This is a genomic window from Rhodococcus sp. SJ-3 (assembly GCF_051918125.1).
Classification (GTDB): domain Bacteria; phylum Actinomycetota; class Actinomycetes; order Mycobacteriales; family Mycobacteriaceae; genus Rhodococcus.
The window spans coordinates 1-16,923 of sequence record NZ_JBQBGR010000002.1; the positions used below are offsets into that span (position 1 = coordinate 1).

18 protein-coding genes and 1 pseudogene are annotated in these 16,923 nt (G+C 63.9%); 8 read left to right on the plus strand and 11 right to left on the minus strand.

The genetic code is table 11. The features are described 5' to 3' along the window. The 3 genes and pseudogenes from ACTDXD_RS27135 to ACTDXD_RS27145 form a co-directional block, all read right to left on the minus strand. A pseudogene (locus ACTDXD_RS27135) lies at positions 1-95 on the minus strand (cytochrome c biogenesis protein CcdA); the annotation flags it as partial. Further along, a complete protein-coding gene (locus ACTDXD_RS27140; RefSeq protein WP_440127918.1) occupies positions 92-664 on the minus strand; it encodes a TlpA disulfide reductase family protein in 573 nt (190 codons plus the stop codon). The gene ACTDXD_RS27140 and the pseudogene ACTDXD_RS27135, both read right to left, overlap by 4 nt. A gap of 47 nt (positions 665-711) precedes the next feature. After that, positions 712-1,344 (minus strand): TlpA family protein disulfide reductase, encoded by a 633-nt coding sequence (locus ACTDXD_RS27145; protein WP_440127835.1) that lies wholly within the window; start codon positions 1,342-1,344, stop codon positions 712-714. Positions 1,345-1,650: 306 nt separating this feature from the next. Here ACTDXD_RS27145 and ACTDXD_RS27150 point away from each other — a divergent pair, with 306 nt between their 5' ends. The 4 genes from ACTDXD_RS27150 to ACTDXD_RS27165 are packed head-to-tail and all read left to right on the plus strand — an operon-like array spanning position 1,651 to position 4,830. Continuing rightward, a complete protein-coding gene (locus ACTDXD_RS27150) occupies positions 1,651-2,019 on the plus strand; it encodes an ArsR/SmtB family transcription factor (protein WP_440127836.1) in 369 nt (122 codons plus the stop codon). After that, positions 2,016-3,974 (plus strand): heavy metal translocating P-type ATPase, encoded by a 1,959-nt coding sequence (locus ACTDXD_RS27155; RefSeq protein ID WP_440127837.1) that lies wholly within the window; start codon positions 2,016-2,018, stop codon positions 3,972-3,974. The genes ACTDXD_RS27150 and ACTDXD_RS27155 overlap by 4 nt, the downstream gene beginning before the upstream one ends. Next, positions 3,971-4,486, plus strand: coding sequence for a signal peptidase II (gene lspA, locus ACTDXD_RS27160; RefSeq protein WP_440127838.1), 516 nt, complete (start codon positions 3,971-3,973; stop codon positions 4,484-4,486). The genes ACTDXD_RS27155 and lspA overlap by 4 nt, the downstream gene beginning before the upstream one ends. Beyond that, positions 4,483-4,830, plus strand: a complete 348-nt coding sequence (locus ACTDXD_RS27165) for a DUF3703 domain-containing protein (protein WP_440127839.1) — start codon at positions 4,483-4,485, stop codon at positions 4,828-4,830. Before lspA ends, ACTDXD_RS27165 begins: the two co-directional genes overlap by 4 nt. Positions 4,831-5,091: 261 nt before the next feature. Here the strand turns inward: ACTDXD_RS27165 and ACTDXD_RS27170 are convergent, their stop codons facing one another. The 5 genes from ACTDXD_RS27170 to ACTDXD_RS27190 form a co-directional block, all read right to left on the minus strand. After that, the gene (locus tag ACTDXD_RS27170) at positions 5,092-5,535 is read right to left on the minus strand and encodes a hypothetical protein (protein ID WP_440127840.1); all 444 of its coding nucleotides are present in this window, start codon (positions 5,533-5,535) and stop codon (positions 5,092-5,094) included. Then, positions 5,532-6,143 (minus strand): helix-turn-helix transcriptional regulator, encoded by a 612-nt coding sequence (locus tag ACTDXD_RS27175; RefSeq protein ID WP_440127841.1) that lies wholly within the window; start codon positions 6,141-6,143, stop codon positions 5,532-5,534. Before ACTDXD_RS27175 ends, ACTDXD_RS27170 begins: the two co-directional genes overlap by 4 nt. Positions 6,144-6,196: 53 nt before the next feature. Further along, positions 6,197-6,463 carry a hypothetical protein gene (locus ACTDXD_RS27180; RefSeq protein ID WP_440127842.1) on the minus strand — a complete coding sequence of 89 codons (267 nt, stop codon included), beginning with the start codon at positions 6,461-6,463 and terminating at the stop codon, positions 6,197-6,199. Between the two features lie 517 nt (positions 6,464-6,980). Next, on the minus strand, positions 6,981-7,886 hold the full coding sequence (locus tag ACTDXD_RS27185; RefSeq protein WP_440127843.1) for a hypothetical protein: 906 nt from the start codon (positions 7,884-7,886) through the stop codon (positions 6,981-6,983). A gap of 159 nt (positions 7,887-8,045) precedes the next feature. After that, on the minus strand, positions 8,046-8,462 hold the full coding sequence (locus ACTDXD_RS27190) for a hypothetical protein (protein ID WP_422626344.1): 417 nt from the start codon (positions 8,460-8,462) through the stop codon (positions 8,046-8,048). A 516-nt stretch (positions 8,463-8,978) separates the two neighbouring features. Between ACTDXD_RS27190 and ACTDXD_RS27195 the strand changes: the two genes are divergently transcribed. Continuing rightward, entirely contained in the window at positions 8,979-9,566 is a 588-nt protein-coding gene (locus ACTDXD_RS27195; protein WP_440127844.1) for a recombinase family protein, read from the plus strand. A gap of 293 nt (positions 9,567-9,859) precedes the next feature. Then, complete coding sequence (locus ACTDXD_RS27200; protein WP_440127845.1) at positions 9,860-11,170, plus strand: pentapeptide repeat-containing protein; 1,311 nt, start codon at positions 9,860-9,862, stop codon at positions 11,168-11,170. 14 nt (positions 11,171-11,184) lie between these two features. On the opposite strand, the gene ACTDXD_RS27205 is transcribed toward ACTDXD_RS27200, so the two are convergent. Further along, the gene (locus tag ACTDXD_RS27205; RefSeq protein WP_440127846.1) at positions 11,185-12,072 is read right to left on the minus strand and encodes a DUF2971 domain-containing protein; all 888 of its coding nucleotides are present in this window, start codon (positions 12,070-12,072) and stop codon (positions 11,185-11,187) included. Positions 12,073-12,475: 403 nt separating this feature from the next. On the opposite strand from ACTDXD_RS27205, the gene ACTDXD_RS27210 reads away from it, so the two are divergent. Further along, positions 12,476-13,147 (plus strand): hypothetical protein, encoded by a 672-nt coding sequence (locus tag ACTDXD_RS27210; protein WP_440127847.1) that lies wholly within the window; start codon positions 12,476-12,478, stop codon positions 13,145-13,147. 1,128 nt (positions 13,148-14,275) lie between these two features. Further along, positions 14,276-15,268 (plus strand): DUF4192 domain-containing protein, encoded by a 993-nt coding sequence (locus ACTDXD_RS27215; protein WP_440127848.1) that lies wholly within the window; start codon positions 14,276-14,278, stop codon positions 15,266-15,268. Between the two features lie 230 nt (positions 15,269-15,498). Here the strand turns inward: ACTDXD_RS27215 and ACTDXD_RS27220 are convergent, their stop codons facing one another. Then, the gene (locus ACTDXD_RS27220) at positions 15,499-15,663 is read right to left on the minus strand and encodes a hypothetical protein (RefSeq protein WP_378563707.1); all 165 of its coding nucleotides are present in this window, start codon (positions 15,661-15,663) and stop codon (positions 15,499-15,501) included. Positions 15,664-16,291: 628 nt separating this feature from the next. Beyond that, a complete protein-coding gene (locus ACTDXD_RS27225) occupies positions 16,292-16,777 on the minus strand; it encodes a hypothetical protein (protein WP_440127849.1) in 486 nt (161 codons plus the stop codon). Positions 16,778-16,923: the final 146 nt, after the last annotated feature.

The following is a 16,923-nucleotide window of genomic DNA, read 5'->3' on the forward strand; positions in this document are numbered from 1 at the left end:
TCGGCCAACACGCAGGCGCCCACCGCCAACAGCAGTGGCCCGGACGCGGCCGCCTCCTGGAAACTCGCACCGATTCCTTGAGCAAGCATGATCATTGTTCGGCCGCCACTCGTTCGATGACCGGTTGCAGGTCTTCGGTCAGCAGCGCCCGTAGGAACACCGCTGCGACGCGATGCTGCCGGTCGAGAACGAGCGTGGACGGGATGACGCTGGTGGGAAACGTGCCGCCGAGGGCGGTCAAGGTCGCCATCGGCGGGTCGTAGATCGAGGGATAGGAGACGTTGTTGTCGATCACGAAGTCCTGGGCCTTGTCGCGTTGCGGGTCGCGGACGTTGATGCCGAGAAACTGCACCCCCAGATCCCGGGTGGCTTCATAGGCGCGTTCGAGATCGTCGGCTTCGCTGCGGCACGGGGCACACCACTGGCCCCACAGGTTGAGCACGACCACCTCTCCGGCATAGTCGGCCAGATCGACGGTCACGCCGTCGGTCATCAGGTCCGGGCCGGACAGTGAGCCGACAGCGCCGCGTTCTGCCGGTGGATCGTAGAAGATGTCGGTCTGTCCGCCAGGGGCGACGAAATCGAAGGTGCCACCCTGGGCGACGGCGTCGGATCCGGTGCCGCACGCGCTCACCCCCACCAGCACCATCACGGCAAGGACCATTCGACCCAGCAGGCGACACACCTGTCCGCCTGCCGGGGTCGCGCCGGTCATCGCAGCAGCCCGTTCACCGCGGCACGGACCTGCCCGGGGTCGGAGAACACTGCGGGAGAGGCGATCCGGACCACCGAACCGTCCCGCTGCAGAAGGAAGGTCAACGGCAGCACGGGTGGGCCGGCCAGTGCCTGCTGCACCCGGCCGTCAGTGTCGGCGAACGAGGGGTAACCGATGCCCAGGTCGGTCATCAGCGCCGCGGCGGAGGACCCGGTGTCCTGCACGTTGACACCGATCACCCGCACCGCGTCGGGCTCGCGGGCATAGGCGTCGAGCACCGGCATCTCCTCCCGGCACGGCCCGCACCACGACGCCCAGAGGTTGAGCAGAGCCGGTTCCCCGGCCAGAGCGCTCCCGAGATCGACGGATTGGTCCGAGCCCAGACACTGCACCGCGACGTCTGCCAGAGGTCCCTCGGCCTCGGCGGCCGTGCCGGTCGGACAGGGCGGTGTGGCGACCGGGCCGGGCGCGGCGCTGCGGGCCGGAGCGGGCAGCGCGGACACCGCCGTCGGATGTAGCCCGGAATCCGTTGGGGTCACGGCGTGGTCCTCCTGTCGGGGCCACAGCGCCACCATGAGCACGGCGATGGCGAATAGACATGCGATCGACCATGCAGTTCTGGCGGACATGGGCCCTCTTCCGTTGTCGTCCGACCGAAATACTACGTGAGATAGTATTTTGGTCGGACGCCGGTAGGCGGGCAGCGGGACGTGCCGCGCCGGGTTCTCGCGCGCCGAAAACGCAGGTAAAAGCTCGATTGTGCTGAGGCGCCCCTGCGTGCGCCTTCGTTTCGGGGTGGCGCGTCCGAACTGGCAAGGCGGACCCTGAATCGTCGCGGGCCCGTGGGGGCGTCAGCCGTGTGGCGCTACTCCGAGGCACAGCCCCGCGCCGCCTCCGCCCTACTCATATCGATGGAATCCGGTTATTATCGTCATATGACGATCAATGAAGTCGGTTGCCTCGCCGACGACGCAGTGAATCCGGCGGTAGCGTTGTTCCACAGCCTCTCCGACGGCACCCGCCTGGCCATCGTGCGCCGCCTCGCCGCCGGGGAATCCCGAGTAGCGGACCTGGTCGGCGAGCTGGGATTGGCGCAATCGACAGTGTCGGCGCACGTGGCATGCCTGCGGGACTGCGGCCTGGTGCAAGGCCGCCCGCAGGGCCGGCAGGTGTTCTACTCGCTGGCCCGACCGGAACTGCTCGACCTGCTGGCCTCGGCCGAAACCCTCTTGGCCGCCACGGGCAACGCCGTCGCGCTGTGCCCGAACTACGGCACCGACACCGACACGGGAGTGACGGCATGAGCGACGCATGTGGGTGCGGCCCCGACGAACCCCGCGTCGAGGGCGAAGACGACCAGGAGCCCGACAAGTGGTGGGAGGTCACCGAGATCCGGGCCGCTGCCGCCGCGGGTGTCCTGCTCATTGCGGCCCTGATCGTCCGCGTCACCGGTGGGCCCGACGCTCTCGGGACGGGCTTCGAGGCGGTGGCGCTGGTCGTCGCCGGCTACACCTTCGTCCCCTCGACCCTCAAGCGGCTGGCCCGCGGCAAGATCGGGGTCGGAACCCTGATGACGATCGCTGCCGTCGGCGCCGTGCTGCTCGGCGAGGTCGGCGAAGCCGCGATGCTCGCGTTCCTGTTCGCCATCAGTGAGGGCCTCGAAGAGTACGCGGTCACTCGCACCCGACGGGGCCTGCGTGCCCTGCTGAATCTGGTGCCGGACACTGCCACCGTCCTGCGCGGCGGCCGTGAACAGACCGTCGCCCCCGCGGAGTTGGGGCTCGGGGAGATCATGATCGTCAAACCCGGGGAGCGGCTCGCCACCGACGGCACCATCCGCACCGGGCGCACCGCCCTGGATACCTCCGCGATCACGGGGGAATCGGTGCCGGTCGAGGCCGGACCGGGCTCCGAGGTGTTCGCGGGGTCGATCAACGGCACCGGCGTGCTCGAGGTCGAGGTCACCGCCGGCGCGCAGGACAACTCGCTGGCCAAGATCGTGAAGATCGTCGAGGCCGAGCAGTCCCGCAAGGGCGAGGCCCAGCGCCTGGCCGACAAGATTGCCAAGCCCCTGGTGCCGGGGGTGATGGTCGCCGCGGCGTTGATCGCCGCGATCGGCAGCGTATTCGGTGATCCGCTGGTGTGGATCGAACGCGCACTGGTAGTGCTGGTCGCTGCGTCCCCGTGTGCGCTGGCGATTGCGATCCCGGTGACCGTGGTTGCCGCGATCGGCGCCGCCTCCAAGCTCGGTGTCCTGGTCAAGGGCGGTGCCGCCCTCGAAGCGTTGGGCCGGATCCGCACCGTCGCACTGGACAAGACGGGCACCCTGACCCGCAACCGCCCCGAGGTCATCGACGTCGCCACCACCGGCGGCGCCACCCGCGCCGACGTCCTCAATGTCGCCGCTGCGCTCGAGGCCCGCAGTGAACATCCCCTCGCTGCAGCGATCCTCGCCGCCGTCGACGACTACACCCCCGCCGAGGACGTCGACGCGGTCCCCGGTGCCGGACTGACCGGTCACCTCGGCGGCATTCCTGCCCGTCTGGGCCGGCCCGGGTGGATCGACCCGGGCCCTCTGGCTGCCGATATCGAGCGGATGCAGCACGCCGGAGCCACTGCGGTGCTCATCGAACGCGACGGTGCCCTGATCGGGGCGATCGCGGTGCGCGACGAACTGCGTCCCGAAGCCCGCGACGTCGTTGCGGGGCTGCGCCGCGACGGTTACACCGTGGCGATGCTCACCGGCGACAACGAGCGCACCGCACGAGCGTTGGCCGCCGATGTCGGTATCGACGAGGTGCACGCCGATCTGCGTCCGGAGGACAAGGCCCGCATCATCGACAGCCTCCGCGGTACACGGCCGACGGCGATGGTCGGCGACGGCGTCAACGACGCCCCGGCCCTGGCCACCGCCGATCTGGGGATCGCGATGGGCGCGATGGGCACCGACGTGGCGATCGAGACCGCCGACGTCGCGCTGATGGGTGAGGACCTGCGGCATCTACCCCAAGCCCTGCAGCATGCCCGACGATCACGAACGATCATGTTGCAGAACGTCGGCCTCTCGCTCGCGATCATCACCGTCCTGATGCCCCTGGCCCTGTTCGGGGTACTCGGCCTGGCGGCGGTCGTCCTGGTTCACGAGGTCGCCGAGATCGTCGTGATCGCCAACGGGGTCCGCGCCGGACGTGCCCGAACCCTCACCGCCGCCACACAATCGACAAAGATGCCGGAACCGGCCACCGGAGTCAGGTCATGACGTTGGATGACAGCTCTGCCACACCCTCGGGTGCCCCGGCCGGGCAGCGTCGCAGACGCGGCAGTCTCGTAATACTCGCCGGCGCGCTGGCTGCTCTTGCGCTGATCCTCGATCCGGTGGCACGCGACGCGCTAGCCGGTGGGCGGGCACTCGATCTCGGTCTGCTGCAACTGCGCCTGACCTACAACACCGGGGTCGCATTCAGCCTCGGCGATCAGCTCCCCACCGCCGTCGTTCTCACCGTCACCGCGGCCATCACCGCGGCGATCGCTGTGTACGCCTGGCGCACCGCACCCCACAGTCATCCGCTCCAGACCCTCGGTCTCGCCGCGATCGTCGCCGGCGCCACCGCCAACGTCATCGACCGCTTCCTCGACGGCAAAGTCACCGACTATTTCCACACTGGATGGTTTGCCACCTTCAACCTCGCCGACACCTACATCACCTGCGGTGTCGTCCTCGTTTTCGGCGCACTGCTCCTCGACTCCACCAGGAAGGACTCCACGCCATGAGCCGAATGCCCGACTCTCTACGCACGGTCTACATCGCGGAAATGACCGCCGCCCGCCACACCGACGACAACACCGCACGCTGGCACCACCTCGAACGCGCCCACATCCTGTCCCAGCCCTACCCCTGGCCGCACACGCGTAACCACCTCGCCATGCTCGGCCTCGCACTGCGCCAGCGCGATCGCCGCGAGGCCATGGGCCAGGTCATCAGGATCCTGGTCGCCGCCCCCGGCTCAGCGATAGGTCGCTACCCCGAAGGAAACACCGGACGTACTGCAGCGGGGTTGATGACCCCGATGCCGATCCCCGACGATCTGGCCTCACTGCTCACTCGGCCCGCCTGAAACCGACCCGCTCGCAGCGGCTGTGCCACATCGAAACGACGACATCTCCGGCTAGTTGACCGCCTCCAGCGCTTGTTCCTGCACCGTCCGCTTTGCCTCGGCTCGACAGCGCCGGTGCAGAGCGGCTGTGCACATGTGCTGGGCGCCATGGATAACCGCTCGGCGAAAGGAAATGACGCGGCATATCAGAGTCGCAGGGCTCGATCCTCCCTCTCACCGCCGAGTTGAGGCGAACGCGAATCCGGCTACCACCACGGCACGTCAACCAGCGGCGTTCGCTCCCTGATCGTCGGGGGTGACGTGGACATCGCCGGGGCGAAGCAGTTTCAGGATGGGACGGTCGAGGCCCAGTTTGGCCGCGGACTGCGTGATGGACTCACGGAGGTAGGGATAGACGGACATCACCCCGACGCGTTCGACGAATTCGGCGACGACGGTGTCGGGAGCTTCGATCGGCTCGTGCAAAGTGAACACGGCCGACGCGTCGGTCAGGTATTCGCCCCCGGCGCCGGCGACAGTAGCCCGGCAGCGGATCTCGAAGACGAATTCCTCACGGCGTAGCGCGATCTGGATGTCCAGGGGGTTGTCCTCGCCGTCCGGGGTGCGTCGCGCATAGGTTTCGTAGAAGACGATGTCGGTGAGTTCGGCGAGCTCGAGCAGCTCGCGGGCGTCGGTGACCGTGCGAGGTTGCGGGGTCGCGCTCATATGGCGAGGGCGTAGCTCGACTGGAAGCTCTCCCCAGCCCAGTGCTGGTGGGGTGCGCTGACGGAGGGGGCGTACAAGGCAGTGGCCCGTTCGCCGGACAGGGTCACATGCCCAGCGAACGTCGCCGAGCGCGTCGGAGTCTGCAGCAGGGCAGTGTCGATGCGGGCATGCTCGGCGATCGAAGGAAACTTCAGGTCCTCGATGTCATGTCCGTGTCGCCGGAGCCAAGCGACGACATCGCCCCACAACCAGACCCCGCCACCGACCAGGTTGACCGGGGTGGGGAAAGGGTCGGACTGCATACGTTCCCCGCGCACCCAGTTGCCGACCGCCTGGCGTGAGACATCGGCACGGTCAGCGATGTCCTGGCGGGTGACCATGTCCGGGTAGGACCGCACTGGCGAGAGCCCACACGCGGACAGTACAGCTGCCGCGGACAGGGCCGCGGTGACCGCGTCGGCGCCCTCCGCCGTGACGGTCGCGAGGGTGAGACCGCTGTGGGACTCGACCACAACGTCCAGATGCTCCTCGACCATCGCGACACGGTCGTCACCCGGGCCGGTGAGGTCCGGGGTCACGAAAATAAGCTCGAATTCGGTCGGGGACATGCTTCCAGCATGCGCATTTCCGCATCTGTTGTCAATTGGCAACAGGGTTGATCTCACTTCATCAGTTCGTGCCGATCCGGGCAGCGTGATGCGGAGCGCTTCACCCGCTTGGCGGCGTTTCCCGGGTTCCTCGACGTTCCTGGCAGCGTGATGAAGTTGGCCCGACCGTCGATACACGGGCAGTACACCGCGTACTTGTGACCCTGTGCCCGCAGGCGCCACCCTTTGTTCTTCACGAGGTCCTCGACCACGGCGTAGACCTCCTTGTCGAGTGAACCTCGTGCGTCCTTGAGGCTGACCTCGTTCCACGCCTCACCCACGCGTCGGCCTCACTGGTACGACAGGGCGGTGGAGTTCGTGGGTGCGCGTTCCAGGTCTCCAGCACTCACCGAGTTCGGGGTCGATCGGAATGCCACCCTTCATGTCGTCCGGCCGCCGCGGCCAGGGCCGCACGTTCCCGGTCGTCTTGCGCTGCGTGGACAGTGTAGGGTTCGGCGCCGTCATCGAGAGTGCGTCGGTCCGTCACCCATTCGGGGTGTTCTCTTTCTGGGTGCCGCCCAGCAGAGCGTGGACCGTTCGACCCGATGATCTGCGTGCGAGGCGCACCGCACCATGTGAACACCGATTGAAACTTTAGAAGCGTCAATGGATCACACGATTGGTGCGATGAGAACAACAACCCGTATCGCATCGTGGAGCTGTCCAGTGGGTGACCACGGTGAGCGCAAAAAACCATGGACATTGTCGACTCATTCACGACTGAAGGCTGCTCGAGCCCCGTCGACATAGGTTGGCGAAAAACGTCGCGGCGGGCCAAGGCCCGCCGCGACAACAGTCCTACGCGATACGCTGGTCGCCGTCGGGCGGCGTCCACTTCATGTCGACGAACTGCTTGAACTCAGCGATGAGATCGTTGTTGTTCTCATGAGCTCGACGAGTGACATCGAGGTTGGTGACTCGGCCGCGTCCCAGCCCCGGCACGGTCTTCAACTGATCTTTCGGCGTCTTGAGCAGCTTGCCTGTGCTCAGTGGTACCGCCCGCTCGAGCTGGGCGTAACCCAGCACCTTCGTCTCGTAATAGCGAGAGGCAGACATCAGCAGATTCTGACGTGCCCATCCCTGGGGAACGAGAAGAAGAGGTTTGCCAGCTGCAACGGGAAGCTCGAACGCTTTGACAACCCAGCCGCGAGTTGAAGAATCCCACGCTTGGCACCCGAACGTCTCTACTCGATGCTCACCGGCCGTGAACTCCGGGTATTGATCCACCATGTAGGACGTGAACTCGGCCAGCGCGTCGAAAATGATACGTGTCGTGATGTCCGATGTGATGTCCTTGTCGATGCCCTCTATGAAGAGCGGCAACTCCTCGATCTCTTTGAAAAGACCAAGCACGATGAAGGCCTTGAGGTCTTCATTGAGTGACCTCCAGATCCAGGATCCGACTTCGCTAGCGCCGCCATGGCCGCTGAACCCACTCTTTGCAAGACCCAACCGGGTTTCCCATGGCTCGGGAAACTGCTCAAGAAGCCACAGTCCGCGCCGGACGTCTCCTCGGGTGACGCAATCGAGGACTTCCTCGAAGAACGTCTCGGTGCACTCGTTCGCCTTGACCGCGAAGGGATCCGCTCGCTGGTGGAGTCGAATGGCCCGTGGATCAAGGAACCACTTGTTGTCGACAGTGACATCGACATCCAGGAACGGTACGGGACCAGTGATCCCGTACGCGCTGGTGATAGGAGCCATGAGGCCCTCCTCATCAGGTAGTTGGCCCGAGGATGAGGAGTAGAGACACGCGTCCCTAGGGACTCCGCTACGCTGGAGAAGACTTGCACAGTCATCAACCGCGTCCTCGGACCGGTTACTGGTCTGGCCCCGCGCCAACGGGACCAGGCCAGAAGTCTTTTAAGAGTCGTCGCCCTCCGAATGGTTATCCGTAGTGCGTTTCGAGCGGTTCCCCACGATTTCTATGCTCGGACCCTTGAGGTCTATGCAAAGCATTCCGTCTTGCTCGTATGGCTTGTATCGGCGGCTGATGGTCGTGTCAATGTCATAGAACTGCGTAAACGCAGTCGCCGACATGATGACCTGTCCTGTGTCTTTCCGCGCAGACTGAGGCCGAACCGTGTATGCGTGCGGTTGATCGGATTCACGCAACGCAATGACCTGGTTGTCCTTGTCGAACAGGAGCTCCACCGACGAGGGCTCTCCAATGAGCTTGTGTGCGGCCTTGTTGATGGAGAAGATTCCACGCTTCTGGATGGTCACACTGGGAGCTTTCGCCAGTGGGGCCATCCTCTTGTCGAACACTTCGAATCCCATTACTCCTCCTACCTTGAGTTGAGTGTACCAAACGAGGTGCACCAACTACGTTGTTGAACGACCTCTTGAAGTCGTGATGAATTTTTTCATCGCATTTTCAAAAGTTGCGGGACCGTAGGTTTGAGGTTTCAACGGTTAGTCGATTGGGGCGCGACTTCGTGTATCGGCGCCGTCTGTTCGGACGCACGACGGCCGCCGTCGACGGGATGTCCACGGAACGAATCCGGTAGGGCTTCTAAGTCGGCCAGGTCGCCGACCAGAGCATCGGACGCTCGATTCTGGACAGACTCGCATCGGGCCCAGCTCTCTTCCGCCTTCTGTTTGCATTTTCTGATCGCGTTCATGACAACGATTCCTGCGGCGAGAAGGTGTCCTGTAAGACGATCCTCCACCAGCACACCCGAAACGGCCCCGCCCCCGAACGCCATCACAGATCACGGCCTCGAAGGGTGTGCTGGTTAACCGTCCTGCATGTCGGTCCCGGATAGGCGGCCTATGACGGACTATCGTCGCCTGGTGACCGAAATCCTCATCGGGTACGCCCGATGCTCCACTCAAGGCCAAGATCTGCGAGCGCAGCGCACAGCGCTCAAACGCCTCGGCGTCGATCCGGACCGGATCTACACCGACAAGGGCTACACCGGCCGCAACCGCCTACGACCCGGTCTGCGCGAAGCACTGGCCGCGTGTCGCACCGGTGACACGTTGGTCGTGGCGAAACTCGACCGGTTGGGTCGTTCCGCCGTCGATCTGCGCGCCATCGCCGACGAACTCGAGGCGAAAGGCACCCGGTTGAGCATCGGTGGGTCCATCCATGACCCCACGGACCCGACCGGCAAGCTCTTCTTCGGCATGCTCGCATTGATGGCCGAGTTCGAGTCCGACTTGATCAGGGCCAGGACGAAGGAAGGAATGGCCGAGGCCAAGAAGGCCGGCCGACTCAAAGGCAAGCAGCCGAAACTCTCGGCTCTGCAACACAAGCGACTGCTCGACGACTACGAATCCGGTCAGTACAGCGCCGCGCAGCTTTGTGAGATCAGTGGGCTCTCGAGGTCGGCGATGTACGCGGCGCTACGACGCGCAAGAGTGGAAGCCACCGTCTGACGATTAACGCCAGGGCATGGACAAATACCACCCGATAGAAGAGCTGATCGAACCAGCACGATCAGATCCATGCCTGCGATGTACGTAACCCTGCGTACGAGTCAGAAGCGAGCCCTAGTCGCCATTACTCTCTATCTTCACTGTGCGGATTCGGGGTCCGCGATCGATTAGGAGGCTTGCGTTTGAATCAGCTGGATCGGCACCGACGACCTCAACGCACCTGGACAACAGTCCAACACACGTCGCCGTCGGCAATTTTCGGACTTGCTGCCGGAGCCTTCATCGTCGCTGTTTTGCTGGTTCTGCTGGTAGCCGAGTGGTCAACTCCGGATGGAGTTGCAGTGCTCAGTGCGGACCTTGCCGGCATCGGCCGAACCGTCGGATTGATCTGCGCCGCGGCGGTCGCTGTCCCTGGTGTGCTGCTTGCTTACCGTCGACAGAAGTCTCTTGACGACTCGAACAATCTCAAAGCCGAAGCGGACTACCGCGCTGCCGGTAAAGACTACGACGACCGGCGCGACGGCATCATCCGTGATCGCCGGGCGCGCTTCGATTCCATTGCAGAACAACTCGCTGCACCGGCCTTGATCATACGATTGACAGGGGTCTCGGCGATGGAGGCTCTTGCCGACGAGTGGCTTAACGACTTCGATATCGACGAAGATCAGCGACGGCGTGAAGCGCATGCATGCGTGAACGTGCTGTGTAGCTACGTACGTTCTCCCTTCGACTCTGCTGTCGGGATCGACCGGCCAGCGAGCCTTAAGAAAAAGGTGGAGAAGGACAGCAAGACCGGGTCGGAGGAACACCACGAGTACCTGATGAACGACCGTGAAGTGCGCGAGACCATCGTGCGGATACTCGCCTCCCACCTCCGGAATCTCCCGGTGGTGCCTTCGGTGCGACGATATCCCGGTCCGTGGAGCTACATGGACCTCGACCTCGCTGGTGCCTACCTTCATAACGCCGAATTCGCAGGATGCGTGTTCGGTGGGCATGTCACATTTACAGGCGCACGCTTTACCGGAGACTGGGCCTCATTCCGGCTCGCCGAGTTCTCTGGCCGAACGGTAACATTCGCAGACGCTGTCTTCGACTGCTCAAATACCTCATTTGAAGGGGTGCGATTCGCGGGCGGGGATGTATGGTTCTCGAACACTGTATTTAACAATTCAGGAGCTTGCTTCAACGATCTAGAGTCCACCGGCGGGATCGTGAGGTTCGTTCGTACCGGGTTCAACGGGGATACGGTTGAGTTCCGAAATGCCTTGTTTGCAGGCGATGGTGTCATTTTCGGATCAGCACGGTTCCTCGACTGCGTGAATATAGATTTCACCAAAGCGAGGTTCATCGGAAAGCTCGCTCAGCTCAGCCCACAGTTCCGAGATGCGGCTTTAGTTACTTTTAGGGAAGCTCTGTTCACAGCTGACCAAGTACGTTTTACCGGAGTAAGGTTTAAGGATGTAATTGTCGACTTTTGTGGGTGCGATTTTTCGTTGGCCCAAAACCTCCCCGTGGGAGAGCATACTTATGATGACAAGACGGTATTCCCGGCATGCGAAATAGTTCCACCGAAGGGCTGGGTGAAATTGGTGAACAAATAGGGACCGCAGACCAGTCAACCGCGGAACGGAGTCTCACTCGTCTCGACTCGAACATCAGAAAATGACCATTGGCGAAGCATCCTCGCCAACGACTCTGCGCGAAGCTTCTGGTCAGGGCTGGGGCCTACCCAAACCGACTCCACTAGCTTTCCCGAGTACAGGAAATCGTCAGTGGGATCATAGAGGTTGGTGTACGGAGTGCATCGCAGTTGCAGGTAAGGAATCAGCATCCCGTCCGCCGAGATGCGGAAATCACTCTTTGTGTAGTCGTGGCCGGCCGAGTAGATCAGGCGCCACTCGGTCTCCGCTTCGAACGCGGGGTGCTTGAACTGGGCAAGGCACTCTACGATTCGGCGGACAGCCCCGGCGTAATTGCTCGGATTGACGATCTCCTTGGCTGCTGTTTCGATGAAGCTGTGGTCGATCTTGTACCGAACTTTGAAGAGTTGTGAGCCATCAAGAAAGCCAACACCCATTGTCGGAACCTTAAACGACTTGAGGATCTCCGCGGGAAACTCGATGGAGTACCCGTTGCCGCCGTACCCGCGCCACTGACTGAGAAGATCTGGCTCCTCGCAGAAACTGGTTACGTAGGCCGTATGGGGTGAGTTATCGACATTCGGATCGACGAAGTCTCCCTTGCGGACACGATTCGCCAGTTCATGAATGCGCGTTGCGTGGGCTGCTTCGGCGTGATCGACCAACTCAGACATCGCCGTCGCAAGAATTTCGGCGGCGAAGGTCAACTCCTTTGCATCGTTGAGGTAGCGGGCGTCAGTGGCCCACAACGTCAACGAACGGGTCTCCGGAATCTCCCATCCCTCGAATCTACGGGGCGCAAAGATCCCCATCAGGCCCGTGGCCGTGGTGTAGTGATGCAACGTCTCCGGCATGTCGACCATGAATCGAATCCTAAGAGCTGCTTCCGACATCCTGAGATCGAGCCCAACCAGACTCGGCACGCATTCCGAGTCGATGGGAGACACGCTGCGTCACTGAAACCGATGGTTGAGTGCACGCCTCGGGTCTATGGAACTGCGCGGGAGTGGCCGGCGGCCGGGAGGTGGCGAGGGATGCAGCCGAGACGGTAACCACCCCCTCTAGCTGTGTCGACAACCTTCGCTTCGGAACGTCTCAATTTTCGGCCCCCAGAGTGATCATCTAGCGGGCAAGGGTCGAGATCAGTCAGCTCGGTGATCAGGTCCGGCTCCGGGTACCACTCCAGCGGGTCTTCCCGCTGGAGTGGGACCGGGACTACCGTAAAACTGTCTGTAAGGCAAGCAAGGCCGTCAAAAAGGCAATGCAATGACGAAGCTCGCCCTCATCCTCGCACCCGCAACCCTCGTCGCCCTCGTCGCCTGTGGTACCGACAGCACTGAACCTCAGGTGGAGCCGTTCCCACCGCCAGTCGGGACCACTACCTTGACCACCGCGCCGCTCCCACCCCGCGCCACCGACGTCGTAATCGGCCAGGCGAACACCCTGACGCTGGGCAACGGCATCGAGATCGGTGTCACCTTCGACGCACTCACCCCCATGCCCGGATCCCAGTGCACCGGGATCGTGTACGACGGTGGGCCCGACAAACAGTTCCTGAGGGTCGACTACACGGTCCGCTCCGGCGACACCGTGCCGGACGACTACACCAGTATCTTCGGCTCGTTCCTGTGGAAGGTGCGCGGTGACGACGGCATCGTGATCGACGAGGCCGGAATGGATGAGGATGCCGGCTACTGCATCGACAGCGACGAGAAGGGAGCCGACTTCTACACATGGGAGACCAACTCGATCTACACGGCCTCGATCGTCCTGCCCCGCCAGGGGGACAGCGGCACGGTCATCCTGGAACCCTCGGACTACACCACCGAGGACCGGTTCGAGCTGAGGTACGGGGGACCTGCTGCACCGGACGTGATCTACGGCCCGATCGACTGTGAGACGGCGTCGCAAGAGGTGTGGATGGAGCACTGCAGATAACCTCCCGATTGCAGGCGCTACGCTCCTCCGAAACCTTCTCGTCGTCTGGGGCCGAAATCCTCATCGGGTACGCCCGATGCCTTCACCCAAGGGCGAGAAGGAAGGAATGGCCGAGGTCAAGAAGGCCGGCCGACTCAAAGGTAAGCAGCCGAAACTCTCGGCTCTGCAACACAAGCGACTGCTCGACGACTACGAATCCGGTCAGTACAGCGCCGCGCAGCTCTGCGAGGTCAGCGGGCTCTCGAGGTCGGCGATGTACGCGGCCCTGCCGCCGTGCGCGAGAAGAAGCCGTCCTCGCCCGCACCTGACGCGTTCACATCCGCGGCCAGCAGGCGCGGCACCGGCTGCGGTGCGGGGGAGTCCGGCTCGCGAGCCGATGTCACCGATCTCCGTCGACCGTCGGATCTTCTCTCGCCGGGGCACTGAGGATCCGAACCGTTGTCTTGACCGCCCTCCCAAGCCCCGAGAAACCCGACCACGTACTGCACCACATAGATCAACATGCGCCGAAGCATGGACCGCAGGTTCTCCACCCATCCTCAGCGCGAGCATTTCAGAAGCTGGACACCGAGTCATGTCGGCAAGGAAATAACCGGGGGCGATCCGCCCCCCGGACCCCCTTCCGGTCGAGGGCGGCATCAACGCAGACCCCGGTCCGGGGTCTGCTGCACATTCGGATGTGGGCCTCCCTGGCCTCGGGGCCGGCAAACGTATGCTCCCGCGGCCGGCGGACGGTGCCCCCTCGCCCTTGGCCGGTAGCGTGCCCCGGCCCGTCTGCCGACAGCGGCGGTCCACTGATCCCAGGGGCTCCGCCCCCGGACCCCCGACCTCACTCCCAAGGTCCCCGGTTCCCGCGTGCCCCTCGCCCGGACGCCGCACACGGCCCTACCGGACCCGCCGACCACCACGCAAGGGAAAACCCGCCCTTGCCCGGCGGCCACCGCGCCCGGTCCACCAGGCCACGCCGACCGACCGAGGAACCCGCTCCCACCTCAACCCCACACCACCCCCGACACCACAAAATCCCAGGTCAAAGCCCTAAAACGCTGTGACCACCATCACCAAAAAACACCAAAAAAGCACCTATTTAACATCGAAAAAGCACCAAAACAGATGTAAACTTGAGGCATGAACAACGCAGAGAACAACCCCACCACCGTCAACCTCGCCCAGTTCATCGCCAGCGTGCCCGCCATGCTCGGCATGATCCCCAACAACTCACTGGTCATCGCCACACTGACCCTCACCGGACGAGTCGGCGCCATCGCCCGCGTCGACCACGACACCGCCGCCGCCATCCGCGCCGTCGACACGCTCAAGCAAACAGCCCAGGCCGACGCCGTGAGCGTCGCACTGATCAGCGCCCACCCCAACGGCGACACCGCCGAGGACACACTCCTCGCCGCCACCAAGCGCGCCCACGCACTCGGTCTCGAGGTCCCCATCGCGACCGTCCTCAGCGAGTACACCGCCGGAGAATTCTTCTTCGACTTCCCCAGCGGCACCGCCGCCCACCTCGCCGACCCCCACACGAGCGCAGTAGCCACCGCCCGCATCGTCGCCGGAAGCGCACCCATTGCAGAGAGCCGCGACGCTCTCGCCGACGAACTCACCCCCGCAGACGACACCGCTGAATTGCTCGCCCGCCAATTCGACGCCCGCCACACCCGCGCCGAGTCCCCCCAAGCCACCGACACCGAAAACCTCGACACCTACCGCGCCGCCGTCACTGACCACCGCGCACTCACCCCCACCGAGGCCATCGCCCTCGCCGTCACCCTCGCCGACAACCCCCGCGCCCGCGACGTCGCTCTCTACTTCTCCCAGCCCACCGGCGCCGACGCGATCCTCACCGCCGCCGCCCGCCACACCGCCGGATACGCACGATTCGCCGTGCTATCCATCCTCGCCACCGTCGCCTACGCGAACGGAAACGGCGCACGCGCCGCCGTCGCACTCGAAGCGATCGAGGCCGAAGTCGCCCACGAAACCCAAATCCCCAAACTCGCCCTACTCATGCGCGCCGCAGTCGACAACGTCGTGCACCCCGACAAAGTGCAAACAGTCCTCGAAGCAGGCCGCACCGTACTACCCGAATTCGGATTCACCGACGAGAACTAAACCCCCACAGAACACACGAGGCCCCGCACCGATCCGGTGCGGGGCCTCGCCCCATCAACACACCACCACGCCCGGCCACCCGCACGCATGCGCATCGCCGACCTCGGGGCATCGAGCCCCTCGGCCGGCCCCTCCCGTGACACCTGCGCAGAACAGTCCACCCGGTGCCAGGCCGTCGCAACAATGCGCGCCGGTCACTGTCTCCGCGTCACAAGGATCAGGAAAGCCGATCAGATGTCCCAACCCTCCTTGGACTGCGCCACATCGACACCCGAAGACCGCCGGACGTCGAGAATCGGGATGCCCGCCACCGCAGCCTCGAGTGCTACGTCCGACACCGGCATCGCATCGAGCACCGCATCGAGCAATGCCGACTCCACCGCACTTCGCTGCATTCGAACTCCTAACGTCTGCGACCGCAACCGCCGAAACAGGCGCGGTCGACTTTCATCATCTGCGTTCGTCGATCCGGACGACGAGCATCGGGCTCGGCACCCGCCTGCCGACAGCATCGCCGACTACCACAGGGTGCCTTGAGTTCCTTCGTACAACGCCGCTTCGATCGCTTGTTGGCTCCAACCGTGCTTGAGAACGGCCTCCGCACCGCCCTGGAACGTCGAGCACGTTCGGCGCGGTCGGCACCGAACCACCATCGACGTCCACCGCCGCGACCTTTGCGGCCCATGTCCGACATGTTCTCCGAGGAGGTCGCCAGCACCACGTGCGCGAGGAATGGATCGCCGGTTCCTGTGTTGACGCACAGCGGATTGTCGCAACGCCGGTGCATCGCCACCTCATTCTCTTCCAACGCCCGGTCCAGTTCGAGGGCGAGCGCGTACCGGTGCGGGCGAACGACGATCTGTTGCCCGCCGCGAGAAATCCAGAAGCGCCCGTACCCGTCATCGCCCAGAGCGCCTACCCATAGATGGCAAGAATCCGGAGCCGGTCCGTACACGACGCGACGGAAAAATCGGGTCCGCTCGATCACATCACCCGGCTCCCGCCGCACGCCGCTGCTGACCTCTATTCGCTCGCAGCCGTCGAGTCAGGGACTGGGTCCGACGACGCAGGCGCCGCACTCGAGCTCGCCTGAGTGGACGACTCCCGGTCGATACTCTGATCGGGGTCAGTCGTCTTGCCCCGGCTGACAGTCTGCGCCGTCGACGCTCCCGCGCCTTCGCCCAGCTTCACCAAACGCCGAACAGTCGCCGCATCGAGACCCGCCAGATCCGAGATCGAGGTCGACGTCTCACCCCGTTCGGCAACCTTCGCGAGCGACCTTCCTGCCGCCAGCTCCGCGGTGTGCTTGCGCTTCTCGAAATCCTCAGTGACTTTGGCGATCGCGGCATCCCGCCGCTCCTCCGCCTTGTCGATCTTCGCGAGCGCCGCCAGCGCGCGCTCGAGGTCAGTCTGATTGTCGCTGATGCGTTTGAGCATTTCGGCTCGACGCTCCGACAGCTTCGATCGCGCCCGACTCCGAGCCGAAACAACCTTCGATTCGGTGCTCATTGAATCCCCCGACCCACTCACGCGACCTACCTTCCGAAGACAACAATCTCTCAAGATCGTAACCGGGCAGGCCGACATCATCCGGTAGTGACATGCAGCGAGCGCAGCTCGCCGGATTCGCCGTATCGGAATCTCACCCCCGTATG

Bases quoted from the DNA above. Each gene is read 5' to 3' on its own strand.
- ACTDXD_RS27210 (WP_440127847.1), top strand. From the start codon at position 12,476: ATGACGAAGCTCGCCCTCATCCTCGCACCCGCAACCCTCGTCGCCCTC.
- ACTDXD_RS27150 (WP_440127836.1), top strand. From the start codon at position 1,651: ATGACGATCAATGAAGTCGGTTGCCTCGCCGACGACGCAGTGAATCCG.
- ACTDXD_RS27145 (WP_440127835.1), bottom strand. From the start codon at position 1,344: ATGTCCGCCAGAACTGCATGGTCGATCGCATGTCTATTCGCCATCGCC.
- ACTDXD_RS27205 (WP_440127846.1), bottom strand. From the start codon at position 12,072: ATGGTCGACATGCCGGAGACGTTGCATCACTACACCACGGCCACGGGC.
- ACTDXD_RS27165 (WP_440127839.1), top strand. From the start codon at position 4,483: ATGAGCCGAATGCCCGACTCTCTACGCACGGTCTACATCGCGGAAATG.
- ACTDXD_RS27155 (WP_440127837.1), top strand. From the start codon at position 2,016: ATGAGCGACGCATGTGGGTGCGGCCCCGACGAACCCCGCGTCGAGGGC.
- lspA (WP_440127838.1), top strand. From the start codon at position 3,971: ATGACGTTGGATGACAGCTCTGCCACACCCTCGGGTGCCCCGGCCGGG.
- ACTDXD_RS27170 (WP_440127840.1), bottom strand. From the start codon at position 5,535: ATGAGCGCGACCCCGCAACCTCGCACGGTCACCGACGCCCGCGAGCTG.
- ACTDXD_RS27225 (WP_440127849.1), bottom strand. From the start codon at position 16,777: ATGAGCACCGAATCGAAGGTTGTTTCGGCTCGGAGTCGGGCGCGATCG.
- ACTDXD_RS27185 (WP_440127843.1), bottom strand. From the start codon at position 7,886: ATGGCTCCTATCACCAGCGCGTACGGGATCACTGGTCCCGTACCGTTC.
- ACTDXD_RS27220 (WP_378563707.1), bottom strand. From the start codon at position 15,663: ATGCAGCGAAGTGCGGTGGAGTCGGCATTGCTCGATGCGGTGCTCGAT.
- ACTDXD_RS27175 (WP_440127841.1), bottom strand. From the start codon at position 6,143: ATGTCCCCGACCGAATTCGAGCTTATTTTCGTGACCCCGGACCTCACC.
- ACTDXD_RS27190 (WP_422626344.1), bottom strand. From the start codon at position 8,462: ATGGGATTCGAAGTGTTCGACAAGAGGATGGCCCCACTGGCGAAAGCT.
- ACTDXD_RS27215 (WP_440127848.1), top strand. From the start codon at position 14,276: ATGAACAACGCAGAGAACAACCCCACCACCGTCAACCTCGCCCAGTTC.
- ACTDXD_RS27140 (WP_440127918.1), bottom strand. From the start codon at position 664: ATGGTCCTTGCCGTGATGGTGCTGGTGGGGGTGAGCGCGTGCGGCACC.